Annotated in this window: 24 protein-coding genes and 3 pseudogenes; 13 read left to right on the plus strand and 14 right to left on the minus strand. The window is 69.1% G+C overall.

From position 1 onward, the window contains the following. Positions 1-104: 104 nt before the first annotated feature. Positions 105-3,110, plus strand: coding sequence for a hypothetical protein (locus ACH4E7_RS42190; RefSeq protein WP_396254525.1), 3,006 nt, complete (start codon positions 105-107; stop codon positions 3,108-3,110). A gap of 147 nt (positions 3,111-3,257) precedes the next feature. On the opposite strand, the gene ACH4E7_RS42195 is transcribed toward ACH4E7_RS42190, so the two are convergent. Continuing rightward, positions 3,258-3,791 carry a transposase gene (locus ACH4E7_RS42195; RefSeq protein WP_396254544.1) on the minus strand — a complete coding sequence of 178 codons (534 nt, stop codon included), beginning with the start codon at positions 3,789-3,791 and terminating at the stop codon, positions 3,258-3,260. Further along, the gene (locus ACH4E7_RS42200; protein WP_396254526.1) at positions 3,734-4,330 is read right to left on the minus strand and encodes a winged helix-turn-helix domain-containing protein; all 597 of its coding nucleotides are present in this window, start codon (positions 4,328-4,330) and stop codon (positions 3,734-3,736) included. Before ACH4E7_RS42200 ends, ACH4E7_RS42195 begins: the two co-directional genes overlap by 58 nt. Positions 4,331-4,485: 155 nt before the next feature. Here ACH4E7_RS42200 and ACH4E7_RS42205 point away from each other — a divergent pair. Then, a pseudogene (locus ACH4E7_RS42205) lies at positions 4,486-4,812 on the plus strand (transposase); the annotation flags it as partial. A gap of 559 nt (positions 4,813-5,371) precedes the next feature. Here ACH4E7_RS42205 and ACH4E7_RS42210 read toward each other — a convergent pair. Continuing rightward, a complete protein-coding gene (locus ACH4E7_RS42210) occupies positions 5,372-5,818 on the minus strand; it encodes a hypothetical protein (RefSeq protein ID WP_396254547.1) in 447 nt (148 codons plus the stop codon). 94 nt (positions 5,819-5,912) lie between these two features. Further along, positions 5,913-6,071 carry a hypothetical protein gene (locus ACH4E7_RS42215; protein ID WP_396254527.1) on the minus strand — a complete coding sequence of 53 codons (159 nt, stop codon included), beginning with the start codon at positions 6,069-6,071 and terminating at the stop codon, positions 5,913-5,915. A gap of 110 nt (positions 6,072-6,181) precedes the next feature. Here ACH4E7_RS42215 and ACH4E7_RS42220 point away from each other — a divergent pair, with 110 nt between their 5' ends. From ACH4E7_RS42220 to ACH4E7_RS42235, 4 genes are all read left to right on the plus strand, one after another. Next, positions 6,182-6,325 (plus strand): hypothetical protein, encoded by a 144-nt coding sequence (locus ACH4E7_RS42220; RefSeq protein WP_396254528.1) that lies wholly within the window; start codon positions 6,182-6,184, stop codon positions 6,323-6,325. 286 nt (positions 6,326-6,611) lie between these two features. Beyond that, positions 6,612-6,794, plus strand: a complete 183-nt coding sequence (locus tag ACH4E7_RS42225; protein WP_184351237.1) for a hypothetical protein — start codon at positions 6,612-6,614, stop codon at positions 6,792-6,794. A 513-nt stretch (positions 6,795-7,307) separates the two neighbouring features. Further along, complete coding sequence (locus tag ACH4E7_RS42230) at positions 7,308-8,537, plus strand: hypothetical protein (protein WP_396254529.1); 1,230 nt, start codon at positions 7,308-7,310, stop codon at positions 8,535-8,537. 99 nt (positions 8,538-8,636) lie between these two features. After that, positions 8,637-9,014: a DUF6463 family protein gene (locus ACH4E7_RS42235; RefSeq protein WP_396254530.1), complete on the plus strand. Its 378-nt coding sequence runs from the start codon at positions 8,637-8,639 to the stop codon at positions 9,012-9,014. On the opposite strand, the gene ACH4E7_RS42240 is transcribed toward ACH4E7_RS42235, so the two are convergent. Continuing rightward, positions 9,009-9,380, minus strand: coding sequence for a hypothetical protein (locus ACH4E7_RS42240; RefSeq protein WP_396254531.1), 372 nt, complete (start codon positions 9,378-9,380; stop codon positions 9,009-9,011). The genes ACH4E7_RS42235 and ACH4E7_RS42240 overlap by 6 nt on opposite strands. A gap of 8 nt (positions 9,381-9,388) precedes the next feature. Here ACH4E7_RS42240 and ACH4E7_RS42245 point away from each other — a divergent pair, with 8 nt between their 5' ends. Continuing rightward, complete coding sequence (locus ACH4E7_RS42245) at positions 9,389-10,087, plus strand: hypothetical protein (RefSeq protein ID WP_396254532.1); 699 nt, start codon at positions 9,389-9,391, stop codon at positions 10,085-10,087. Between the two features lie 102 nt (positions 10,088-10,189). Further along, positions 10,190-10,894 carry a ubiquinone/menaquinone biosynthesis methyltransferase gene (locus tag ACH4E7_RS42250; protein WP_396254533.1) on the plus strand — a complete coding sequence of 235 codons (705 nt, stop codon included), beginning with the start codon at positions 10,190-10,192 and terminating at the stop codon, positions 10,892-10,894. An 88-nt stretch (positions 10,895-10,982) separates the two neighbouring features. On the opposite strand, the gene ACH4E7_RS42255 is transcribed toward ACH4E7_RS42250, so the two are convergent. From ACH4E7_RS42255 to ACH4E7_RS42280, 6 genes are all read right to left on the minus strand, one after another. Then, complete coding sequence (locus tag ACH4E7_RS42255) at positions 10,983-12,041, minus strand: hypothetical protein (RefSeq protein ID WP_396254534.1); 1,059 nt, start codon at positions 12,039-12,041, stop codon at positions 10,983-10,985. Positions 12,042-12,051: 10 nt separating this feature from the next. Continuing rightward, positions 12,052-12,513 (minus strand): DUF6463 family protein, encoded by a 462-nt coding sequence (locus tag ACH4E7_RS42260; RefSeq protein WP_396254535.1) that lies wholly within the window; start codon positions 12,511-12,513, stop codon positions 12,052-12,054. Continuing rightward, a complete protein-coding gene (locus ACH4E7_RS42265) occupies positions 12,497-13,114 on the minus strand; it encodes a DUF2867 domain-containing protein (RefSeq protein WP_396254536.1) in 618 nt (205 codons plus the stop codon). The genes ACH4E7_RS42260 and ACH4E7_RS42265 overlap by 17 nt, the downstream gene beginning before the upstream one ends. Before the next feature lie 67 nt (positions 13,115-13,181). Next, positions 13,182-13,823, minus strand: coding sequence for a DUF2867 domain-containing protein (locus tag ACH4E7_RS42270; RefSeq protein ID WP_396254537.1), 642 nt, complete (start codon positions 13,821-13,823; stop codon positions 13,182-13,184). Positions 13,824-13,938: 115 nt separating this feature from the next. After that, positions 13,939-14,517, minus strand: coding sequence for an SRPBCC family protein (locus tag ACH4E7_RS42275; RefSeq protein WP_396254538.1), 579 nt, complete (start codon positions 14,515-14,517; stop codon positions 13,939-13,941). Positions 14,518-14,683: 166 nt separating this feature from the next. Further along, complete coding sequence (locus ACH4E7_RS42280; protein WP_396254539.1) at positions 14,684-14,938, minus strand: nuclear transport factor 2 family protein; 255 nt, start codon at positions 14,936-14,938, stop codon at positions 14,684-14,686. Positions 14,939-15,202: 264 nt separating this feature from the next. On the opposite strand from ACH4E7_RS42280, the pseudogene ACH4E7_RS42285 reads away from it, so the two are divergent. Both ACH4E7_RS42285 and ACH4E7_RS42290 read left to right on the plus strand, forming a co-directional pair. Continuing rightward, positions 15,203-15,865 (plus strand): annotated as a pseudogene (locus ACH4E7_RS42285) (transposase). Between the two features lie 119 nt (positions 15,866-15,984). Next, on the plus strand, positions 15,985-17,247 hold the full coding sequence (locus ACH4E7_RS42290; protein WP_396254540.1) for an IS701 family transposase: 1,263 nt from the start codon (positions 15,985-15,987) through the stop codon (positions 17,245-17,247). A 122-nt stretch (positions 17,248-17,369) separates the two neighbouring features. Here ACH4E7_RS42290 and ACH4E7_RS42295 read toward each other — a convergent pair whose 3' ends face one another. The 3 genes and pseudogenes from ACH4E7_RS42295 to ACH4E7_RS42305 all read right to left on the minus strand — a co-directional run bounded on the left by ACH4E7_RS42295 (position 17,370) and on the right by ACH4E7_RS42305 (position 20,108). Then, the gene (locus tag ACH4E7_RS42295) at positions 17,370-17,954 is read right to left on the minus strand and encodes a TetR/AcrR family transcriptional regulator (protein ID WP_396254545.1); all 585 of its coding nucleotides are present in this window, start codon (positions 17,952-17,954) and stop codon (positions 17,370-17,372) included. A 237-nt stretch (positions 17,955-18,191) separates the two neighbouring features. Then, a pseudogene (locus ACH4E7_RS42300) lies at positions 18,192-19,186 on the minus strand (transposase); the annotation flags it as partial. A 154-nt stretch (positions 19,187-19,340) separates the two neighbouring features. After that, positions 19,341-20,108 (minus strand): class I SAM-dependent methyltransferase, encoded by a 768-nt coding sequence (locus ACH4E7_RS42305; protein WP_396254541.1) that lies wholly within the window; start codon positions 20,106-20,108, stop codon positions 19,341-19,343. A gap of 55 nt (positions 20,109-20,163) precedes the next feature. Here ACH4E7_RS42305 and ACH4E7_RS42310 point away from each other — a divergent pair, with 55 nt between their 5' ends. The 3 genes from ACH4E7_RS42310 (at position 20,164) to ACH4E7_RS42320 (ending at position 24,470) form a co-directional block, all read left to right on the plus strand. After that, positions 20,164-21,126, plus strand: coding sequence for an ArsR/SmtB family transcription factor (locus ACH4E7_RS42310; protein ID WP_396254542.1), 963 nt, complete (start codon positions 20,164-20,166; stop codon positions 21,124-21,126). A gap of 866 nt (positions 21,127-21,992) precedes the next feature. After that, positions 21,993-23,486, plus strand: coding sequence for a group II intron reverse transcriptase/maturase (gene ltrA / locus ACH4E7_RS42315; protein ID WP_396254543.1), 1,494 nt, complete (start codon positions 21,993-21,995; stop codon positions 23,484-23,486). A 123-nt stretch (positions 23,487-23,609) separates the two neighbouring features. Then, positions 23,610-24,470 (plus strand): IS982 family transposase, encoded by an 861-nt coding sequence (locus ACH4E7_RS42320; RefSeq protein WP_396254546.1) that lies wholly within the window; start codon positions 23,610-23,612, stop codon positions 24,468-24,470. The last annotated feature ends 277 nt before the right edge of the window (positions 24,471-24,747 follow it).

The raw sequence follows: 24,747 nt of genomic DNA on the forward strand, positions 1-24,747 counted from the left end.
CCTCGGACTTCTACGGCGCCGGCCAGGACTCCAACAACGTCATCTTCTCCATGCGATTCGGCAACCCCGGCGACACCCCCATCACCGGCCACTGGAGCTGACCCGTGACGCTTGCCCAACGTCTGGGCCGCGGACTCCTGTCCGCAGCCCTCATCGGACTGACCGCCGTCCCGGCCGGCCTCGCCGCCGGGACGGCCTCGGCGGCCGACGCTCCGGCGCCGTCGGCCCCGACGCCCGTGAACCTGACCGCCGCCGGCCCGTTCGCGGACTCCTTCCGGCAGAGCCAGGTGCTCAACACCGTGCCGCTGCACGGGCTCAACGTGGGCCTGGACCAGCGCCAGCAGGGCAGCGCCCGGACGGTGTCCTGGACCAGGACCTCCGGCCGGTGGGACACCCAGGTGCCGCCGGACTCCTCGTACGTCCAGGTCAGCACGGCCGACCAGCCCAACCGGCTGGTGTTCACGCAGGGCGTCTCGGCCGTCATGCTCGGCGCGCCCGTGACAGCCGACGCCGCCGGGACGTACACCGTCTCCACGGTGGTGGACCCGGCGGTCGGGGACACCTCCAGCGGCGACTGGGCCTCGCTCGTGCTCAGCCGCAGCCACCGCGCCACCGGCTACGTGACCAACGGGGACGTCGACCTCGGACTGACCGTCACCTCCTCGGGCCGGCTAGCCCTGTTCCACGGCCGGGGCGGTGAAACGCCCTTCTGGCAGGGGACAGTGGCGCCTGCCGACCGGTACGCCGTCTCGCTGAAGGTGTCGACCGGTGCCGACAAGGCCGTCACCCTGACCGTCAACGACACCACCTTCCCGGTCACCGGCCCGGACGCCGTCAACCGCTGGCCGAGCAGCGCCTTCCTCTACCTCGGTGCCTACCTCTCCACCCCGGGCGAGCTCACCACCTTCGGTGACGGCACCGGCACCGGCGTGAACGTCAGCCGGATCGACGCCGCCGCCACGGCCGGTGCCAAGCCCTTCGTCGACACCTTCGACGGCGCCCCGGCCGGCACCGACGCCGGCCTCAACGGCGACCTGAGTGTTCGTCAGCCCGGCCTGGTCTCGGCCAACTACACGGCGGTGTCCGGGGTGACGGGCCTCGCCGCGACACCCCCGGATGGCTCGGTTCGGGTCAACAGCACCGCCGCGCCCAACGTGCTGTCCTTCCCGAAGGGCACCGCCGCCGTCCGGCTTAACAAGCCCGCCACCGCGGACCTCTCCGGCTCGTACACCGTGCACGCCCGACTCACCCCGGCTGTCGGCCGCACCAACGGCACCGACGCGGCCACGCTGCTGGTCAGCAACGCCTCCGGGGCGACCGGGGCGGTGGACGCCGCCGACGTCGCGCTCGGCCTGAAGGTCCAGGCCGACGGCTCGCTGAAGCTGTACCAGGGCGGCCGGACACTGCCGCTGCTCACCGATGCCGTCACGCCAGGCTCCGACAGCTACGACGTCTCGCTCGCACTCGCCGTCGGCACCGCCCGGCAGGCGACCGTGACGGTGAACGGCAGTACGGTCTTCGCCGGGGCGACGCCCGCGGCCCTGCCCCGCGACGGCTACGTGCACCTCGGTTCGCAGCGCACCACCCCCGGCGCCGTCGGCGCCGCGGACGACCTGCGGGTCAGCATGCTCGGCGGGCTCGACTACTACGGGTACTTCGACATCATGGACCCGGACTCGACCAACAACAGCGTCGACCACAGCGCCGAGGTGGCGCCCTGGACGAACATGAACTCCTTCATCGACCAGGACCTCACCGACCCGCGCCGCGCCGGCTTCCTGGACTACTGCCGCCCCGCCTCCTGCGTCATCGACGTCAGCAAGCAGGTCGCGCAGCCCGACCCGAACCGGCCCGGCAAGTACCGGCCCAACCCGGACGCCCCGGCGGCCCTGGCCGCGCTGGCCGCCCGGATCGGCGCGAACCTGGACAAGCTCTCCGCGATCTACACCCTGGACGAGCCGTACTACCAGGGCTTCGACGCCGGCCAGGTGCAGACCGAGGTGAACCAGGTGCGGAATGCCTTCCCGGGCAAGATGCTGGCCTACACCACGGACGCGTACCACCTCACCGCGCCGGTGCCGAGCGGGGCCGACCTGGTCGGCTTCGACAACTACTGCCCGGGTCGCGCCGTCATCGAGCAGAACCTGTCCGCCCTGCAGGGCGCGCTCGCCTCCCCCGACCAGCACCTGGTGCTGTTCCCGGAGTCGATCATCCCGGGAGTCTGGGGCTGCGAGAAGGCGACCGACCCCGTCATCGCCGGCAACAACGCCGACTACAGGGCCGTGGCCGCGCAGCACCCCCGGGTCGTCTACCTGCAGAACTTCCGCTGGCTCAACGCCCAGCAGGCCGCCACCATGCCGCTGACCACCCAGCAGCAGCAGCGGATCGGCAAGGCCGTCATCGAGGCCACCTCGACTCCGGCCCCGGCTGGCGTCGGTATCTACCGGCCCGGCGACCACAGCGTCGGCGAGAACAGCCACAACGACGTGCTGATCGGGACGTCCGGCAGCTCGCCGCTGTTCACCGGCCCGGATGACGTCCCGCTGACCGGTCACTGGAACGGCCCGGGCACCGACACCGTCGGCGTCTACCACCCGTCGACGGCAACCTTCGTGCTGCCGGGCGGCGACGGCACCACCTCCTCGTACGTGTTCGGCAACCCCGGGGACCTCCCGGTGGTCGGCGACTGGAGCGGCTACGGCCGCACCACGATCGGCGTCTACCGTCCCGGCGAGCAGACCTTCTACCTGAGCGACGACAACGCGACCACCGCCTACCGGGTCACGTTCGGTGACTCCGGTTGGACGCCGCTGGTCGGCAACTGGAGCGGCAGCGGCCGCACCACCGTCGGCGCGTACGATCCCGCCACCCAGACGTTCCACCTGCGCGACAGCAACACCCAGGGCCCCGACGACCACAGCTACCGGTTCGGCAACCCCGGGGACATCCCGGTCAAGGGCGACTGGGACGGCACCGGCATCGACACCGTCGGCGTCTACCGCCTCGGCGACCAGAGCTTCTACGGCTCCGCCAAGGACGGCTCCATGGCCGTCTACGGCAGCCGCTTCGGCAACCCGGGGGACAAGCCGCTGGTCGGCAACTGGGGCTGAGCGGCCCGGGCGCGACCACGGCGTGAGCGCCGTCCGGACGGCCGCCGAGCGCTGGCGGCCGTCCATGGTGCGTCGTCCGCGGGGGTGACGAAGGCCCACCCGTCGCCACCCAACCGCCCACTCATATCTGATACTGATCTCGGCGCTTCAGGGTGGTGGCGGTGGGAGGTCGAGGGAGAGTCCGGTCCCGGTGAGGAAGCCGTCGAGGATGTCGGGGCGGTATGGCAGTTGTTTGAGGCGGTTGCGGACAAGGGTCTCGAGCCGGTCGAGGGCGAGGTTGGCGAGGCTGCGTTTGACGTGGGCCCACAGGTACTCGACCGCGTTCAGCTCGGGTGCGTATGCGGGCAGGATGAACACCGTCAGCCAGTCCCGCGCGTTGATGAAGTCGCGCATTGCGTGGGAGACGTGGGTGTTCAGCCGGTCCCAGATCAGCACGATCGGCGCCTTCACCAGCTGGTGCATGCCGTCGATCAGGCCGATGTAGTCGCGCTCGGACAGGCTGCGGCGCTCGCCCTTGCGTTCGGTGTGGCGTCGCAGCCGGTGGCACAGCCTCGTCCGGGAGCCCGGGCGCATGGCGATCAGCCCGGCGGCCGAGACCCTTCCCGAGCGGCGGCCGGAGACCTTCACCACCGGGGTGATGCTGCGCCGTCCCCACGTGCGTCCCTTGGGCGGTCTGCGGATGAACCCGGCTTCGTCCTCGAAGCAGATGAAGCCGTTGCAGGCCGCCCGGGCGCTTTTACCTCCGCCCAGGTCACCTCCCGCCACGCGGCCACGGCCCGCTCGTCGCGTTCCGCGGCCCGCGGCGCGGGGACCTGCGGGGTGAAGCCGATCCGGTGCATCAGCCGGGTGGCACCCGAGACGCTGTAGGACACGTGGAACTTCCTGCCGATCAGCGTCGCGACCCGCGCGCCGGTCCAGACCTGGTCCTGGTCCCAGCCGTGGGCGGTCGGCCCCTGCTCGAGATACCCGGCCAGCTTCTCCTGACACCGTGCCGACAGCTTGCACCGCTGCCCACCCGGTCCCCGTGAAGCCAGCGCCCCGAGCCCGTTCTTCCGCCAGGCCTGGTGCCGCTGATAGGCCGATTTCAGGCTCACCCGCAGCCTGCGGGCGACCTCCCTCGGCGGGATGCCTTCGTCGAACAACGCGGCGGCCTCCAGCCGCACCTCCTCGCGGCGCTGACGTGCCTTCGCCGTCAGCCCGCCCCCATCTGCATAACGCATACCAACGGCATAGCGCGCAAATGACCGTCAGTCAGAAGCCGTGATCAAAGCGTTCTCGGGGGTTGAGGATCGGACGGGGGTTCGGTTCTCGGTCCCGTTTGGGTGATCGCGTACGGGCCGGCGTATGAAGGAAGGGCCTCCTGCACAGCCCGGAGATGTCGAGTCACCGGAGTGCGAGGAGGCCCTGTTGTCCCAGTCTGTCGTCCGGGTCAGCGTCCAACTCCGGCGTGTCGGGCTGTGATTGTCTCGCTCACCGGTTCGGCAACGCCGCCGACCACGAGGATCGCGAGCGCCGTTACCCCAGCGATCTCACCGACGCCGAGTGGGCCGTGGTGCGCGACGCGCTGCCGCTGCCGCGCTGGCTGGAGGGCCGGGGCGGCCGCCCGGAGGCCTACTGCCACCGCACCATGGTCGACGCCGTGCTCTACCTGGTCGACGGCGGCATCAAGTGGCGGGCGATGCCCGCCGACTTCCCCCACTGGCGGGCCGTCTACCGCTTCTTCCGCCGCTTCCTGGCCCAGGGCCTGCTCACCGAACTGCACGACCGGCTGCGCCGCCGGGTGCGGGTCAAGGAGGGCCGCGACCCGGAACCGTCTGCGGGGATCATCGACTCCCAGTCGGTCAAGGCCGACGCCGTGGTCGGCGCCGCCACACGCGGCTACGACGGCGGCAAGAAAATCAACGGCCGCAAGGTTTTCGGCACGCACAGGGTGAATGCGCGGATGACCACCTCGCCCGTGGCGCTATCCAGCACCGCCGAGCGTTCGCCTTCGGCCGCCCAGGTGCCTCGGCGTACAGCTCGGCCAGCGCGTCCGCGTCCAGGTCGAGCATCGCCCGCCGGTACCGGGCGAGCAGCTCCAACGGACCGGGCGTGGTGGAATCCGACATGGCTTCAGGCCCCTTCATCAACAGGCGTGGCGTCAGGATCCTTACGCGGCAATCCACTTGGCCCACGCCGGATCGCTCGATCACTCCACCCTACCCACCCCGGTGCACCGGAAGTCGGCCGGTCCGACTTCCGGTGCGGGCCCGGCGCGACCCTCAGCCGGACGGCGTCGGAAGCCTGCGGAGGAGCTCCTCGTCCGTGCAGGTCTGGTCCGGATCCATCACCAGGCAGAGGTCGTACCCGTCGTCGTCGCGCTGGACCGCCACGAACACGCTGCACGAACTCGGGGCCAGGTCCAGGCCGAAGGAGTCCCCCTTGGCGGGCCACAGGCTGTCCTCGGGCTTGCGCGGACCCTGCGGCGCGAAGAACTCCCATCTGGCAGCCGACACCTCCGTGGGGCAGCTGCGGTCGGGGACGGCGTGCCTGAGACCGCTCCCGTTCGCGGTGTGGTCGGCGGCGATGTGCAGGCGGGCGCCGGCGCCGTTGCCCCAGTCGCCCACCAGGTCGGCCCCCTCGATCACCGCCCGGTCGCCACCCGCGCCCGCGCAGGTGGCACAGCCGAGGAGCAGACCCCCCGCCACCAGCGCAAGCTTCCGAAGCACCTTCGATGCCATGCTGCCCCCCGGTCCGACGCGTGCGAAGTCTCGCGCCGGACCAGTCTGGCACGCTTTTTGAACACGTTCAAGGACGCCCTGCCTACCTTCTGCCCGGCAGGGTCAGGAATGCCAGGCCGCCTGCCAGGACGGCGAGGCCGCACCAGGACGCCGCCGGCAGGCGCTCGTCCAGGGATGCGACGCCGAGGACGGCGGCGATGGCGGGTTCGGCTCGGCTGGATTCGACACCCACGAGCTGCACGGGAGGCCCCACCTTCATGCCCAGCCGACCAGAAGATCACCCGACCGAGTCGGAAGACTCGAACTCACGCCCGCGAGGTTCGATAGAGCAACGGCTAGTTAGGACAGATCATGACCTGCCAGAACGGCCGCCAGCTCCTCCTGCGCGGCGAGGACGGCGCCCGCGGCGAGTGGCGCCTGCTCGCGGCCTGCCACAACCTCCGCAAGATCTTTCGCCACGCCGGGACAGCAGGGATCGCCGCTCTGGCCGGCTGACCAGCCGGGCCTCCCCGCCGCGTCACGAGCCCTGACAGCCGGACACCCGGCAGGCAGACCCCCGCCACAGCCCCACGCAGGCCCCGGCGGGGCAGCCGCGACCGCCCCGCCGGTCACGGGAGCGGAGCCGCTTGCTCGTTACCGACCCACGCTCCTAGTCATTCGTCTGCTGAGGCTGGCTCCTACATACGGATGCTTCGGTGCGGAGGATTGCGGATCGAACTATCCGCTCATCGATCCGGCGCTGTATCGGGACCGGGCCTTCGCCGGCGCGAGTCTGCTCGCGGTGTTGCACCACCTGGCCTTCAACGGCACCGTGTTCATCAACTCTCTGCAACTGCAGCAGGTGCGCGGATTGTCCCCGATGCAGGCCGGCCTGAGGCTGCTGCTCGCTCCCGCCGCGCTGGCCTTGGGCCGCATTGCCGCCGGGCGCCTGGCGCCACGCCTCGGGTGCGGCCCGTCCTGCTGACCGCCGCGACCACCTTGACCGCGCCTCGGCATTGCTGGTCCTGCCGACGGCCACGCCGACCCGGTGTTCGCCGAACCCGTCTATCCGCTGCTCGGCGCGAGCCTGGCCAACACGCTGCTCACCGGCATCGCGATGACCGCCATGCTCCGCTCCCGCACGGGCCTGGCCTCCGCAACCGTCGGCACCTCCCGGCAAACCGTCCTCGGCTTCGCCGTGATGGGATCGCTCGCCACCACTCGCGGTGCACGAAGCGGTCAGACCGGGCCGTGTTCGACCCGAAACCGGCATACCTCGCAGCCGGGGTTGCGACGGGTGCCCTGTTACCGGTCACCATCTGGCTCACGCCCCGGCGACCGGCCTCGACCGCACCGGCGAAGTCCTCGGGGCCCGCATAGGGCCGCCGCCTGTCGGCGTCCAAGCCAGGAGGGGTCCCGCGTCCCAGTCCGGCCAAATGGAGAGTATCCTCTATATTAATTGGATCGAGCTCTCTAATATCTCCGGAAGGGGTGGGCCATGGCCGTGCTGTACTCCGGTGACCGTCGGATGCCGCCAAGGCGTGGGCGGGCGCTGGCGGGGACCGACGCCACCATCGTCGCCGCGGGACGCGCAGCCGCGTGGGCGGCTGTCACCGGCTCAGTCGGAGCCCTCCCGTATGTCGCGATGAAGGCCTACTGGGCCTGGGGCGGCACCGCGGGGAAGCCCGCCGGGATGGATCTTGCCGACGAGTTCGCCAAGAACGGGGCGCCCCGCTTCCTGGTGTGGATGGAGCGACACGGCCTCGACTTCACCGCGATCGGCATCCTGCTGGCCGTCACCTTGCTCGCCGCGCTCGTCCGGCCATGGGGTCAGATCTTCCCGCGCTGGGTGCCGGGGCTCCGGGGCCGACGGGTCCCGCGGTGGCTGTTGCTGGCTCCCGGCTGGGCGGTCGCAGTGACGCTGACGCCTTATGGGGGCCTCGGCCTTGTCGTCATAGCCACCGGCGGCCTGTCGACGACGCATCTGGCCGGTCTGTCGCCCACAGTGTTCGTCATCGGGTTCGTCAACTTCTTCGCTATCGGCCTGTCCCTCGGCGTCTGTTCGCTGTCCTACCAGCGCCGGACCCGGACATACGTTGGCCGTACCGCCGACCGGCGCGGACGGCGGACAGGGACTTCCGTCGGCGAGGCCTCAGGTTCGACGACAGCCCCGCCGGCCGATCCCGGTGCCGGACATGACGGAGATCGCGAGCGCAAGGCCGCCTTCCGGCGCACCCCGCTCCCGGCTCCCCGATGGGCCGTCCGTGCCGCCCACGCGGCCGCCCTCACCACCGTGCCCTCGGGCCTGTGGCGGATAGCCCTCGGGTTCGGCCTGCCTGTCGGCTACAGCGACGCCGAACTTCACCGGTCGTTCCAGATCCCGGGCTGGGGCAGCGTCGCCGTCATCGGCCTCAGCGTGGTCTCCGAGGCACTGGCCCTGCTCACCCTTGGACTGGTCCGGCCGTGGGGCGAGGTCGTACCGCGCTGGATACCGCTCATCGGAGGACGACGTGTTCACCCGCTGGCGGCCGTCATTCCCGCCGCGCTCGGCTCAGTGGCTCTCACGGCCATCTGGAGCGGCTTCGCGTGGTGGTGGTCCCATGAGCACCACCCGGCGTTCCAGGGACCCTGGCGCGACATCGTCGGAGTCTGCTATCAGCCCCTGGTGCTCTGGGGCCCGCTGCTCGCGGCCGTCACCTTCTCCTATTACCGGCGCCACCGCGCCTGAGCCCTCGGGGTGTGGCCGACGATCGCAGCATTCCTGCACAGATCGCCCCTGGGAAACTCCACAACTACCGATGAACCCTGCGACAGGAGTGTGACTCGCGTGATCAAATGGGCCGGCCGGCTTCTGGCGTTCATTGGCGCCGTGCACCTTCTCGTCGGACTGCTGCTCAGCCGGTCGTACTTCGGGGATTGGCTGTTCCTGCGGCTTTGGGGCCACTGGTGGGAGGACACCCGCGCGGCCAATGCCTTCTGGGGCAGCCCGGCCGGCTTCGGTCTGCCGCTGTTCGTCATCGGCCTCTTGGTGACGTGGATGGATCGACGCGGCATAACGCCGCCGGTCTTCCTCCCCTGGGTGGTGCTCCCGTGGACTGTCGTCTGTACGGTCAGCGTGGAGCCGTCCCCCGCGCCGCTGGCGACAGCCGCATCCGTTCTGCTCTTGGTGGGTGTCCGTCGGTCCGCGCGCCCCGCCGGGTCATGATGCGATGCCGGCGACCATGGTGCGGGCCAGTGCGGTGCACGTAGCACCGTCGACTTCGCCGGCCTGGCTGGTGATCAGATTGAACAGTGCACCGCCGAACAGGGTGATCAGGGTTTCCACGTCAGCCCGCGATGTGGTCAGCCCGAGGGCTTGGTGCTGCTCGTGGGTGAAGTCGACCGCCGAGCTCTTCATGGCGTCGAAGGTCTGCTGCAGGGTGGGGCGGCGGGTGGCTTCCAATGAGAGTTCGTGCACCGCCAGGTACCGGTTGCGGTGCTGCTTCGCCGAGATCTCCAGCGACATCGCCAGCAGCCCGATCAGGCCCTCGCGGCCGATCGGGCCGGTGATCAGGCCGTGGGCGGCGGCCAATCCTGCTCGTGCAGTTCCAGCACACGTTCAGCGGCAGCGCCCAGAGAGAGATCTCTCTCTGGGGTCACACGCTGTCCCTCAACGTCCTGATCCCAGCGGTGATCGTGCCTGGCATCCTGTTCACCGGCCTGGCACTGTGGCCGTTCTTCGAGCAGTGGGTCACCGGCGACAAGCGGGAGCACCACCTGCTGGACCGTCCACGCAACCGCCCGACCCGCACCGCGATCGGCGTGGCCAGCATCACCTTCTACGGCGTCCTGTGGCTCGCCGGCGGCAACGACCTGATCGCGACCCACTTCCACCTCTCAGTTGAGACCCTGAGCTGGACGCTGCGTGTCCTGGCCTTCGTCGGCCCGGTCATCGCGTTCTGGTGCACCAAGCGCATCGCCCTCGGCCTGCAACATCGCGACCAGGAAAAGGTCCTCCACGGTCGTGAGACCGGCATCATCAAGGTCTCGGTGGGAGGCAAGTTCACTGAGGTCCATGAGCCGCTATCCGCAGGCGAACGGTACCGGCTGACCGCGCACGAGGTGCAGAAGCCGCTGGAACTCCAGCCGGACACCGATGAGAACGGCGCGCCACGGCCCAGGAATCGGTCGCTGAAGATCCGGGCCAAGCTATCGAGGTGGATGTTCTCGGATCATGTCGACCGCATGGATTCCCAACTCATGCATCCGACCCGGGATCCCGACAGCAGTGACCACTGAGCGTTCGAAGTCTACGGCTCAGCCCGAAGCCGTCGGGAGTCGTGTCGCCTTTCCCGGGCGATCCGGCAGAAGCCGTTCCAGCAGAGAAAGGCAGAACAGGTGATGAGTTCCCACACGCGTCGCGGCAAGGACTCCGAAGTGCATGGGATCTTCCAGAAGATCGCCGGGTACTACGACCGGATGAACTTCGTCATGACGCTCGGCCGTCATGAGAAATGGTGCCGGGAGGTGGCCGTTCTCGTCGCGCCGCCCGGAGGCGGGAAGCTGCTGGATCTGGCGACGGGGACGGGCGCGATCGCTCTGGAGGCCGCTCGCAGGTACCCCGCCGCCACGGTGACCGGCCTTGACTTCTCGGAGGAGATGCTGCGCCGGGCGAAAGCCAAACCCGGGGCCGCCGCGGTGCGCTGGCAGCATGCCGACGCGGCCTGTCTGCCCTTCGAAGACGAGTCCTTCGACGGGATCACCGAGGGCTACCTCCTCAGGAACGTCGAGGACTTGGACCGAGCGCTCAGCGAACAGCGCCGGGTCCTCAAATCCGGCGGCCGCCTCGTGATCCTCGAAACGTGCCCCCCGAGCGGCCCGGTGAAGCCGGTCGTGCAGTGGGGAATGCGTGTCATCGTTCCGCTGCTGGGACAGGTCGTGGCGCGCGACCGCACGTCCTATGCCTATCTCGAATCCAGCACGCGGGACTTCATGTCGCCGCAGCGCATCGCCGAGGTGCTGCACGGGCTCGGTTTCGAGGACATCGGGTGGCGTAAGAGGTTCTTCGGCACCAACGTCATCATGTGGGCCACCAAGACGGCGTGACGAACGGCGGCGACAGCGCTTGCATGCGACCGACGCCGCAAGGCCGCACGCCCTACGAAGGGGCGTGCGGACTTGCGGCGGCGCCCTGCTACGACGACTCGGCGGTAGCCATCTCAGTCCTCGAAGTCTGTGCACGTGTCGCGAGCGCCGTGGCCACGGTTTGCGCCAGCCCCGACGCCAGCACCGCTCCGGCCAGCGTCATCATCCCGCCGACCAGGCCCAGGCCGCGCATGTCCTTGCCCTCCGACAACGGCACCTTCAAGGAGGCGCAGACCATCCACCAGAAGCCCCATGAGAAGAGCGCGCCGGTGCCCAGCCAGGCTGCGGCGAGCGTCGTGCGCGCCGGCCGTGCGTCTCGGCTGCCGGCCAGGATCAGCATGGCGACGGTCCCGGTCAGTGGCAGCAGCGCGAACACGCCTTCCACGACCAGCCGTACCTGCCATGTCTGGTCCAGGTCCGGCCGCAGTCCCGTGCCGCCGGCCGCCCAGTACAAGTGGATCCCGGCGGGGAGCAGGCTGAAGGCCGCGACGCCGGCGATCGTGATCTTCTGCGCGGCGAACTTCGGGCCCGTGGGCAGATCCCAAAGCTGCAGCCGGAATGCCGGGGCCCAGCGGGAGCGCGCGTAGAGGAAGAACCCGATCGCGAGGCCGATCCCCTGCAGAATGAAGCCGGTGTAGACGATCCCGAACACCCAGCCGGCGATGTCGTCTGCCGGGTCGTGCCGCGGCTCGCCGCCCGCGGTCCCGGTCATCGCCGCCACCAGGCCGGACAGCGGGGCGCCGATGAGGATCGGCCCGATGAATCCGGTGGCGACCCACAGCGGGAACACCAGCAGCCAGGCCGGGATCCGGCGACCCCAGGGCCTGATGAGCGCGAGCGCCAGCGTCGCGGCGGCGGCGTCCATGCCCAGTGTCGCGAGATTCGCCCCGACCATCGTCGGGTTCTCCATCGCGTCGCACTTGACGCCGATGTGACTGCCGGCGGCCCAGGCGAGTTTGAGGGCGAGGTAGGGGAACGTTGCCGCGATGGTGCCGTAGCAGGCGATGACGCGCAGGCGACTGATCGGAGGGGCCTGCTCCGTCACGAAGTCCGCATCGGGTCCTGCCGAAGGCTTCATGGGGTGTGAATTCATTTCTTCCTTTGACATGCTTCTACCATCAGGATTCTTGTGGTCCGGTAGCGTGGTGGACCGGGTCCGTCCGGGGCGCCTGCTTGGCGCGGTGGGCGGCGACGAGCAGGAGGATCTCCGCGGCCAAGTCGAGCGGGGGTGCGAACCCGGCGAGCGCCGTGCCGCCAACCGTCCAGGTCAGCAGGGCCCAGGCGATGAACGGCGGCGGGGCGATGCCGCGGCGGTTCAGCCACATGATTGTCAAGCCGATGATGACGATCGGCGGGCCAAAACTGTTGTAGGTCAGCCAATATGCGCTTCCGGCCGGGCTCATCGCGGCCAGGTCGGAGCCCCACAGCTTCCCGCTGAACCAGTCGCGTGCGTGGCTCGCGGCGTGCTCGATGGTCAGCGCGAGCACTGTGTGCGCTGTTCCGAATGTCACCAGGAGCCATCCGGCCCAGGTGATCAGCTGCCGGTTCCGGGACGGCCCTGGGTCAGCTTTCGCGGTCATGGTGCACCTTCTTGTCCAGGTCGCGGTCGCGGTCGAGCCAGGCTCTCTCCCAGCGCCGGGTCAGGGCTGGGTAGATGACCAGGTAGCGGAAGGGTTTGATGAAGGCCAGATAGAACCGGCCGAGCCGGCCGCCGGGTTTGGTCAGGGCGGCCATCCGGAGTTCGTAGCCGCCGTCGTCGGTCGCGACCCAGCCCAGGTGGCACACGATGTGGGCGGTGGTGTTGGCCATCTCCTCCACGCACTCGTCATGGGTCTGGTACACCGGCGTGAACGGGATGTTCGGATCCTTATGTCCAGGGCAGCGGCGCAGGTCCTCCGGAAGGCGATCCCGCAGGGACGTCACGGCGGCGTCCAGGCCGGCCTGCGGCTTGTCCCAGCCGAACACCGCGCCGAGTTTCCAGCGCACCGCGAACAGGAACCGGGTCGGCCAGGTCGTCTTCCCGGGCCGGTTGCTGGCCTCCAGCGCGGCCAGCATCACGGGGAAGTCGTCCGGTCCGGCGCCGGGAGTGCGGAACGACCAGACGTCCTCGATCCGGAAATCCGGTGCGATCTCGTGGATGCGCCAGGGACGCGAGGTGTGGGCCTCGATGGGCATTCTCATATCGCACCACCCCTGCGGCGAGATGGAGAGTCGGATGGGTGGACCACCATGTTTGAGACCTCCTTGGTCAAGGCTGAACGGCCGCCGGGGCGTCATGCTGTCCGGTCGGCGCCGGGCGGGTGTCGTGCTCCCACTGGCGCTGCCAGCGGCGCTCCCAGGAGCGCATGAGGGCGGGGCAGACGACCTGGTGCCTGAAAGGCCTGATGGCGGCCATGTAGGCGGTCCCGAGACGGCCGTTCGGGTTCACCAGGACGGCCATCTGGCCGCGCCAGCCGCCCTGCTCGTCGGGGACCCAGCCCAGGTGCACCACTCCGTGCATGGTCCGGTTGGCGATCTCTGCGACACGTTCATTGCCCGACTGGTAGAGGAAGGTGAACGGCGACCGACCGTCGCCGGGGTGGATGGCGGCCGCTTCACGCAGCGTCGGAGGCAGGCGGTGGCGCAGGGGCCGCACCCGGGTGTCGAGTCCGCCCCGGTCCCGGTCCAGACCCAAAGCGGCGCCTAGCTTCCAGCGCAGCTGCCACAGCATGCGCGCGACCGGCGGGGCGTCCTGCTGGAAGTCGCCGTCCTGAAGCACCGACACCAGAGTCGTGAAGCCGTCCGGGCCGCCGGGCGTCGGCAGGGCCCAGACATCCTCCAACCGGAAGTCGGGAGCGATCTGGTGGATCAGCCAGGGGCGTGTCTCGTGGGCCGTGTTCGGCAGGTACATGGATGCACTCCGATCGACATGCATGGTGCTGCTCATCGGGGTTCTCGTGAGGGTGGACCCGCTGTGGCCGCGCTCCGCACGCTCCGCCACTCGGTCACGTCGAAGCGCGGTCCGGTCACGGCGCGGGTGTCGCCGGCGCCGTCATGTCACCCGCCGCCGGGGCCGGACGAGATTCCGGCTCCACCACCGGCGGCTTCGCCCGGGCGGCCGTCTGCGAGGTCAGGCGACGCAGCATCCGGACATGTGCCGTCATCTTGCGGTGATCGCCGTCGTCCGGCCGGAAGGCGTGAAGCGCCCGGTTCAGGCAATCCTCGATCAGAGTGTCGTGCAACCAGCGGAAGACCAGCGGCCAGGCGAACCGGGCGGTTCCGTGCAATCGCATTGCGATGACGTGGCGGAGCACGGTGCTGCCCGGTTCGTCGGACTCGACGGTGAACTCGTGGAACCCCTCGAAGCCGCGCGGGGCACTGAAGCGGAACCTCACCCACTGACCAGGCACGTATGCCGCGACGGTGTAGCCGATGGGGCCGTGACCGCCCCGCGAACCGACGCGCAGCCCTTGGTCGAACCTCATCCTCGGCCAGGCCGGATACGGCCACAGCGGGTCGTCGTCGCCAGCCAAGGCATCGATCAAGGCACCGACCTGCTCGGGTGCCGCCGGAATCCAGCGCTCGTGGACGTTCAGTACTGCCATGGTGCAGCCCTCCCCGGATATTAGAGAAACCTCTCCACTTGAAATGGAGAATACGCTCCATTTCAGAGCTGGGCCAACCGGTTGTGAGGACCCTGCCGGATGGCGAGGCAGAGAAGCCGATGCCCCCGACGCGGTTCCGGCCCGGCCGAGCCTCTGTCCTGCCTGGTCAGTCCTGGGCGAACAGGGTCGCTGCGACGTGGTGGGTGTCGGCGTACTCCGTCACCGAGGTGATCTTCCCGTCCCGGACGGTGAAGACTCCGGCGCACTTGTTGTCATAAACCGCGCCGTTGGCAGCGGTGGCCTTCGAGATCCACTCCGCGAGCACCTGTTCGCCGTCCGCGAAGGACACCGACCCCGGCAAGCCCCGCATCGCCTGGAACGACGAAGTCGCCCGCGCCACGCTGGTGGACGCCCTGGTCACCGACGCGCTCAACCTGCTCGGCCGCCTGCCCGAGCGGCAGCTGGACGAGAAGGCCGCCGACGCCGCTGCTGACACTGGTCGCCGGGCAGGACGTCGAGGTCGCCGGCGGCTCAGACGGGCGCGACGGGCGGTGGCGGATCGCCCGCGGCGCCGCCCACGACCGGATCGTGTCCACCGTCGACCCCGAGGCCAGGCACATCCACAAGAACCGAACCCGCCCAGGACGGCTTCCGCGCTCACGCCGCCACCGAACCTGAGACCGGTCTGCTCACCGAGGTCGAGCTCACCGCCGGAAGCGGCGGCGAGAACCGTGAGGCCGCCGTCGCCGAGACCCTGCTCGCCGACGAGACCGAGGACCTGACCGTCCTCGGCGACACCGCCTACGGCACCGGCGACCTGCGCGAAGCCCTCGAAGCCGACGGCCACACCCTCGTGATCAAGCCACCGCCACTGAAGCCCGCCGTCCCCGGCGGCCTCACCAGCGACGACTTTCACGTGGACACCCGCGCCGGCACCGTTACCTGCCCCGCCGGCCACACCAAAGCCCTCGGCCGCCCCCTCGCGAACGGCAACCGCCAGGCCCAGTTCAAGACCCTCTGCCGCACCTGCCCGCTCCGCGAGCGCTGCACCCGCTCCAAGACCGGCTGCACCTTCAACGTCCACCCCCAGTACGACCGCCTCAAAGCCGCCCGCCAGACCGCAACCGACCCCAACTGGCAAGCCGAATAACGCCGCTGGCGGCCACCGGTCGAACGAGCCATAGCCTGGCTCACCGCCCGCGGCACCCGCCGGGTCCCCTACCGAGGCGTCCTGAAGAACAACACCTGGCTCCACAACCGCGCCGCCGCCCTCAACCTCCGCCGACTGATCAACCTCAGCCTCACCCACACAGGCCACACCTGGACCATCACCCCCGCACCCGCATAGCGCAGGAGGGGCTGTCCCCAACCGGGACAGCCCCTCCACCAGCAAGATCTTCAGCAGACTTATAGTAGGGCTTTGTTAGGTACCCCGATTGATCACCGCCGAGTAGTCTTCTGTCAGGTGTGACACCTGAGGAGATGAAAGAGGTCCGTCCGCGTCTGGAGGCGTTCGCGGCCGAGATGCTGGGCTCGCTGGCGCGTCGGGACCAGCGGGCCAAGGGCGAGCTGTATCTGCGCGGGTTGATGCTGGACGGCAAGCGCAAGTCGATGCAGCCGATGGCCGAGCGCCTTGGCGTGGACCATCAGCAGTTGCAGCAGTTCGTCTCCTCCTCTACCTGGGACTACTCCAAGGTCCGTGAGCGACTGGCCCGTTGGGCTGCGGCACACATCTCGCCCGAGGCGTACGCGATCGACGATGTCGGCTTCCCCAAGGACGGATACGACTCGCCGGGGGTGGCGCGGATGTACTGCGGCGCACTGGGCAAGCGCGGCAACTGCCAGATCGGGGTCAGTGTCAACCTCGTGTCCGACCGTGCCTCCTCGGCCGTCGACTGGTGCCTGTTCCTGCCCGAGAGCTGGGACGACACCAAACACGGCGAGGATCCGCTGCTGGCCGAAGCGATCCGCCGACGCCGGACGAAGGCTGGCATTCCCAACACAGCGCGGCACCGGGAGAAGTGGCGCCTGGCCCTGGACATGCTGGACGAGATGCGCGGCAACTGGGAGTTGCCGAATCTGCCGGTCGTCGCGGACGCCGGTTGCGGGGACGCCACCGGCTTTCGCGAGGGCCTGACCGAGCGCGGCCTGGCCTACACGGTCGCGGTCAAAGCCACCACCACCGCCCACCCCGGCGACGCCACGCCCGAGCGCCCGCCGTATTCCGGGCAGGGCCGCCCTCCCGTGTCGGCCTACCCCCAGCCGCACGCCACCCTGCGCGCCCTGGCCCTGGCCGCCGGACGCGACAGCCTGCGGACTGTCACCTGGCGCCAGGGCAGCAAGGCCACCAAGCACAACCCGAACGCCGAGATGCGCTCGAAGTTCCTGGCCCTGCGGGTACGCCCGGCCAACCGATCCATCCGCCGGGCCGCCGACGGATCCCTGCCCGACTGCTGGCTCCTCGCCGAGTGGCCACCCGACTCCGCCGAGCCCACCGACTACTGGCTCTCGACACTGCCCACCGACACCCCACTACGCGAGCTGGTACGAATCGCCAAGATCCGCTGGCGAGTTGAGCACGACTACCGCGAACTCAAGGACGGTCTCGGTCTGGACCACTTCGAGGGCCGCAACTACCTCGGCTGGCACCGCCACGTTACCCTCGCCGCCCTCGCCCAGGCCTTCTGCACCATGCTCAGGCTCGACCCCAAAGTCCCTGCGCCGGCCTGACCCTTTACGCGGTCCTCCGCGAACTCCAGGCCCTCCTAGCCACCTGGACCGGCGCCTGCTCGATATGCGGCCAACCCGCACCCGTCCCCGAGCCCCACCATAGGACCTAAGCTAACAAAGCCCTACTGGGCCAGCAGGTCCAATGCGCAGCGCTCGGCGAGTTCTTCGGCGTGCGGGGGCAGCGGCCGACCCGCGCGCAGATATCGTCGGACCACTGCCAGCGGCAGTTCGATGACTGCCAGCATGACCCGGTCGACTTCGAGCTCGGCGGTGGCCCCCGCGCGCTCGGCGAGTTCTGCCACCGCCTCCAGCACGCGCTTGTTGCCGTCGTCGGCACGCCGGGTGTACTCCTCCGGCCATTCGTCGCGGCCGAAGGATTGCGGTCCGTGCAAGAGCACCGCGGCTTCCCGCGGGTTCTGCCGACTCCAGGCGACGACGTGCCGGGCCGCAGCGGCCCCGGCCCGCAGCGGATCCCTGTCGGATTGCAGCGCGGCGAAGTATCCGGTTTGGAAGTGCTCGACGGTCCGCAGCCACAACTCGGCCAGCAGGGCAAGCCGCTGCGGGAACCGGTGGTAGATGGAGCCGTTGGGCACGCCGCTGGCGCGGGCGATTGCCGACATCGTCACCGCCGCTGGCCCCGTGTCGGCCGCGATCCGCACGGCGGTGTCCAGCAACTGCGTCTCGTCGTAGCGAGGTGGTCGGGCCATGAAATAGAGAGTACGCTCCACATTGCGGTGGAGCGAGCCGGGGTCGACTCGTTTCGTGACCCGATCCTCACGACGGGTTGACACGCCGGTCCGGTCGAGGTGGTCGCCGCGGCCGGCGGCAAGATGTGCGGCGTCGGGCGGCTGCGTGAGTTGCTGGACGAGACCAGGTCGCGCGGTTTCAGGACCCACCCTCATTCCCGGGGCATAGTGTCGGAGAGTGTTGATCATCATCCTGCCTGCGGCGGTGATGACCTGGTGTTCCTCGTCGACGACGGCCTGGGCGTTGTAGGCCTGGATGTAGGCGCCGTCGCCGTTCTTCATGATCCGTGAGTCGGGGTCGGTGAAGTTGGCCTGGGCCTTGGGCTTGGGGCGGGCCCTGGCGGCGGCCTTGTCGCCGGCGTCGGTGACGGCCTGCTCGTCGTCGGTGCCCGCGCGTTCCTGGCGGCGGCGTTCCTTGTCCTCGGCGTGGGCGCGGGCCTTGTCGGCGGCTTCGGCCTCGATCTGTGCGCGGGCGGCCTGCAGTTTGGCCAGGCGCTTCTCGCGGCGGTCGAGTTCGGCTGGCAGGTCGGTGTCCTTGCCGTCGACACCGAACCTCTGGTCCTCGGCGGTGTCGGTGGCCTCGGCGTCGGCCAGCAGGGCGGCGGCCTGGGCCTCGATGGCGGCGATCTCGGCCTCGACGCGTTCTTCCTTGTCGATCAGGCGGCCGTAGCTCATGGCCTTGTGCTTGGAGGCGTTGGCTTCGAGCTTCGTGCCGTCCAGGGCGACGCGGCCCATCTTGACCATGCCGAGCCTGGTCGCCAGGTGCAGGGACTGGGTGAACAGGTCGGCGAGGGCGTCCAGGTGGCAGCGGCGGAACCGCGATATCGACCGGAAGTCCGCTACCTGGCCGGCGGCCAGGTAGCGGAACACGATGTCGTCGGCGCACCTGCGCTCGATCGCCCGTGAGGAGCGCACCCCAGTGGTGTAGCCGTAGATCAGCAGACGCAGCATCAGCCGCGGTTCGTAGGGCGGGTAGCCGCGCTTCTCGGTGTAGTCGGCTCGGATCGCCGTCAGGTCGAGGACGTCGTCGACCAGGTCGGCCACGAACCGGGCGAGGTGGTCCTGGGGCAGCCAGTCGTCCAACGACGGGGCAGCAGCAGGACCTGGTGCGGGTCGAACGCCCTGAACCGCTTGTCCACCGCCGCCGGACGGCCCTGCGACTGCCTCTTCTCGGCCGGCTCGACCTCGAACAACCCGTCCTCACCACGCATACCGCTATCATCCCTCACAAATGATCTTGAAGTGTAGGCGGTTGATGGTGCTCCCCGAAACGGCCACCTTGCGCTCACTCGCTCCCCAGCTGTGCCCAGTCGATCTCCCCGGGGGCGAGTTTTGAGGGCCGTGGGGTCATGCCGGTGAGTCTGCAATGAGGAGGCGGTAACCGTAGTCCACGCTGTCCTGTTCGAGCAGGTCGCAGTGGCGGCGGTGCCAGGCACCTGAGGCCAGGTCCGCGCGGAGCCGGGCCATCGCCGGTTCCACCACGGTCGATGGCAGTTGGGCGAACGTCGAGCTGGCCTGCCGCAGGACCGGGTCCAGGAACATCTCCGGCCGGCGCCAGTAGGCGATCTGGAAGCCGTCGGTGAAGTCGTGCGGGATCGGGAAGGGCAGGACTGTGTGCGCGCCCAGGGCTTCGGCCACCTGGGCGAGCGCAGTGAAGCGGGCATGCTCCAAGGCGCGGATCTCCGGCAGGTACTCATCGAGCAGCCACAGCTCCCGCGGGTGCGTCGGGTCCCAGGTGAAGACGACCTGCCGTCGGGCCACCCGGCGCAACTCGGCGAGCCCGCGGTGCAGGTCGGGCCAGTGGTGGACGGTCATCACGGCCATGGCGGCGTCAAAGGCCCCGTCCGCGAACGGGAGGTCCTCCGCTCCAGCCCGGACCTTGTTCGTTCCCGGGTGCTGGTCGAGCATGACCTGGGAGGGGTCCACAGCGGTGACGTGCGCGTGGTCGGGCTCATAGGAGCCAGTCCCGGCACCGACGTTGACCACCGTGCGCGCCTCGCCCAGCGCCTGCCGGATTAACGTGGCAAGTCGCGGGTCGGGCACCCGCACCCGCCGGTAGCCGACACCGATACGGTCGTAGGTCGCCGGTGCAGCACCGGAAGCAGCAGAATCCATGCCGCCGATCCCACCAGGCCAGGTCACACCCGGCCAGACATTTAGGATGGGCCGAATGTTGCTGCTCCGCCTGGACGTGGGCGACCTCGCCGCCGTCCGGTTCGCCGTCTCACCGCTCCAGGAGACCGTGCTGAGCCTGTGGGCGTGGCACAACCCGATCCGGCACGCCGCGCACCAGCCGCTGCTGCGCCAGGCCGCCCCGCTGCTCGACCAAGTGGACTGGCCGCTGCTGCAGGCCCTGGTCGGGCCGCGGCGCTTCCTGCCCGACTTCCTCACCCCCCAGCCCCCGGTCCCCGCCCCCGACATCGACGACGAGTTCGCCGTGCTGCGAGCGACCCCAGCCGAGCGCGTCACCGCCGACCTGCTCCAAGCGGCCAGCGGCCGACCACTGCACCCCCGGCTGCACGGAGCACTGGACGACCCCCTTGGCACGCTGTCGGCCATCACCGACACCCTGTACGGGTACTGGGCCCTGGTGATCGCGCCGCACTGGCCCAGGATCGAGGCCGTGCTGCGGGCCGACATCCTGCACCGGGCCCGACGACTCGCGGACGGCGGAGCCGCCGCGCTGTTCGCCGACATCGACCCCGGACTGAGCTGGCAGGACGGCACCCTGCTCCTGGACGCCTTCCCCGAGGCCCGGCTGGACGTCGACGTGGATGGCCGCGGGGTGGCCTTCACCCCCTCCCTCTTCTGCGACCACGCCGTCACCCTGGTCGACCACGCGCTCCCGCCCCGGGTCTGGTACCCGGCCCGGGGCCGCGCCACGGTATGGCATACCGACACTGCCGTGCCCGCCGCGCTGGCCGACCTCATGGGACGCACCCGCGCCAGGATCCTCACCCTGCTGGCCGAGCCCGCCGGGACCACCGACCTCGCCCGCCGCCTCGGCACCAGTCCGGGCACGGTCAGCCAGCACCTCGGCGTGCTGCACCGGGCCGGACTGGTCACCCGCGCACGGCACAGCCACACCGTCCTGTACCTCCGCAGCCAACTCGGCGACCGGCTCTCCATCTGAGCGGACGACCGCCGATCCGAGGCCGCCGCCAACGCGACAAGCCCGGACATAGCCACAACCCGAAGGGACCTATCAGTACCTGGCTGAGGAGCCCACACATCCGTGGCCAAAATCAAGAAGTGCCATCAGGGTTGCCGGTTACTGGGACACGCTCCTAGATGACTGATGCCAAGGGCTCGCCGGCGCGCATGAAATGAAGCGAGGGAGTCCAAAGATCGGTTGTGACGCCTGATCTGGACTCCCTCGCGACCGCACTCTACGTGAAGACCGAGTGCGCCACGAGGCTCTGTTGTTGTACCGAATGGGGGTGGAAGACCTTCATCTCCCTGCCGCCGTAGCGGTGGGGTGAAGCTGGAGGCAGCCGGACCCGGGAGTCGCCGGGGAGGGTGGGAGCAGCCTCGACAAAGTCGCGACGATCCAGGACTGCCGGATGGATCGGGCGCGGTGAGCGAGACGGGAAGGTATACGCGAGGAACCGGCTGCGTTACGCCTCTTGATCACGTGCCAGCTCTAACCCGGTGGATTCGGGCTGGTTTGCGGTGCGCACTCGCCGTCTTGGCGGCGAGGAACTCCCGGGGAGGGTCTTCGATGTTCGACCCGGGAGGTCATGGTGAATTGTCTACGGCAGTATCCGTGACGATGCCGCAGGGGCAAAGCCGGGTGCCTAACCCGTCGATCGGACAACAGGGAACGTGGGAACCATCCGTATCCACTCCCGCCATCCGGCCCTTCCAGGGTCGGACAGCGGGATAGGCGCGACGTCTGCCGAAGGAGCGGATGGGGCGGAGCCGCCGTAGTACTCCGCGCCGGGGAAAGCCCGTGCACATGGGGAAGGGCGGTAGCGTGTCAGACAAGGAGTGGATGTAATGTCCGGAGATGCGCCGGTGAATACCGGTGCCGCATCCTGGCCGGATGCAGATTCGGCCGAGATCGCGGTACGGAGGATGCAGAGCAAGTTGCACCGCTGGGCGACCGAAGATCCCGGTCGCTGTTTCGACGATCTGTTCAACCTCGTTTACGACCCGGCGTTCCTGATGGCTGCTTGGAAACGCGTGTCCACCAACAGGGGCGCCAAGACGGCAGGGATCGACAAGGTCAATGCGGCCGTGGTCGAGACCTGGGTAGGGGTCGGTGCCTTCCTGGCCAGGCTCCGGGACTCGCTGAAGTCTGGCGAGTACCGGCCGGTCGAAGTACGGCAGGTGATGATCCCGAAAGGGAAGAGCACGGGGAAGTTCCGGAAACTCGGTATCCCCACCATCACCGACCGTGTGGTCCAGGCAAGCCTGAAGGCAGTACTTGAGCCCATTTTCGAGGCGGACTTCAAGCCGTGCTCGTATGGGTTTCGCCCGAAGCGGCGCGTACATGACGCCATCGCCGAGATCCACTATCTGACCTCCGGCTCCAGGGACTACCACTGGGTGCTGGAGTGCGACATCAAGGCCTGTTTTGACGAGATCAATCACACGGCATTGATGGATCGCTTCCGGATGAGGATCAAGGACAAGCGTATCTGCGGGCTGGTGAAGGCATTCCTGAAATCCGGGATCCTCACCGAACTCGGAAATCGGGAAGAGTCGCTGACAGGGACTCCACAGGGTGGGATCCTATCGCCGCTGCTCGCCAATATCGCTCTGTCCGCGCTGGACGATCATTTCGACCAGCAATGGCATCGTGACATGGGGACACCGTATCGGCGATCCAAGCGTAAGAAGGACGGCCTCGGCAACTGGCGAATCATCCGCTACCCGGATGATTTCGTCCTGGTGGTCTCGGGAGACCGCCACCACGCCGAGAGCCTGCGCGAGGAGGTGGCAGCCGTACTCGCCCCGCTGGGGCTGCGGCTGGCACCGGAGAAGACCCGGGTAGTCCACATCGACGAGGGCTTTGACTTCCTCGGACACAACATCCGCCGCCAACGGAAGCGAGGAACCACGAAGCACTACGTCTACACCAAGCCGTCCAAGAAGGCCATCGCGTCGATCAAGGACAAGGTGCGGGAGCAGACGTACAGATCGACCCGCCACATGGAACTGGACGAGCTGCTTCGCAGCCTCAACCGGAGCCTGGCGGGGTGGGCGAACTTCTTCCGACACGGGGTGTCAAAGGCGACCTTCACCGCAGTCGACTCCCACACCTGGGGTCGGCTGATGCGGTGGATCCGCGCCAAGTACGCAGGGAAACACCGGCTCGGGATGAAGGAACTCCGCAACCGCTTCTGTGACAAGGGGTGGCGGTTCGCCCACAACGGGGTCGTTTTCACCGGCGCATCCAGCGTCGCAGTGGAACGCTACCGCTACCGCGGAAGCGACATCCCGACCCCGTGGACCTCGAAAGCAGCAGTCGCCACGGCAGGCGGCTGACCAACGGTCAAGACACGTGGAGCGCCCGGTGCGGAGAAATTCGCACGCCGGGTGCGGGAGGGGGCCCGAGGGAGACGACCGACGGAGACGTCGGCACCGCGCCCACGGGCCTACCTCACCGATCTGCTGAAGGAATCGCCGCATCTGGCTCCGTGGCGGCCCGAGATCGGTATCGAGCCCCGGCTCAGCGACGCCGAGTTGGTCACGCTCGCGGTGATGCAGGCCCTGCTCGGCCATGTCTCCGAGCGCCGCTGGATCCGCTACGCCCGCTCCCACCTGCGGCACCTGTTCCCGTACCTGCCGGGTCAGTCGGGCTACAACCGGCGTCTGCGCAAGGCTGCCGACCTGATCGCCCGCGTCAACCGGCTGCTGGCCACCGACACCAGCCTGTGGACCGACAACGTCTGGGTGGTCGACTCCACCCCGATCGAGTGCGGCCGCTCCCGCGAGACGGTCAAGCGCTCCGACCTGGCCGGATGGGCCCAGTACGGCTACTGCGCCAGTCACTCCCGGTTCTTCTGGGGTCTGCGGCTGCACCTGGTGTGCACCCTGCACGGCCTGCCCGTCGCGTTCGCGCTGACCGGCGCCAAAGCCGACGAGCGCACCACCCTGCTGGACATCCTGGCCACCGAGACCGACCTGGTGGCCACCCGGCCTGGTCAGACCCTGATCGGGGACAAGAACTACTACGGCGCCGCGTTCGAGCGTGAACTCGCCGAGCTGGAGCTCCGGCTCCTGCGTCCGGCCCGCAAGGGCGAGGCCGTGCGGGCCGGATCGCAGCTGTTCAAGCCGTTGCGGCAGGTCATCGAGTCGGTCAACGACACCTTCAAGGGTCAGCTCGACCTCGAACGACACCAAGGCCGCACACCCGGCGGCGTCATGGTCCGCGTCCTCCAGCGGGTCCTCGCGCTGACCGCCGCGATCTGGCACAACGACCACACCGGCCAGCCCGTCATGCGCTCGCTGATCGCGTACGACCACTGAGAAGCCGTTGTCGTACCGAATTTGATCGGCGTGTTTTCGCAGCTCAGGCATGATGTCGGCATGGGCGAGGCATGCTCGGGCCGTTGGATTGTCTCGCTGGTGGAGGTGCCGGGATGGCGTCGGTCGTGGGTCTGCTGGAGGAGCGGGAACTGGCCGCGCGGGAGCGCGTGGAAGAGCTTCGAGAGGTGGCCGACCGGGTGCTCGCCGAGCTCGCGGAAGCGGAGACGGCCTGGCACGAGTGGTTGATCGCCAGGCAGCGCGTCGGCGAGGTCCTGTC

Origin of the sequence: Kitasatospora sp. NPDC018058 (genome assembly GCF_044327205.1) — a bacterium.
GTDB lineage: Bacteria > Actinomycetota > Actinomycetes > Streptomycetales > Streptomycetaceae > Kitasatospora.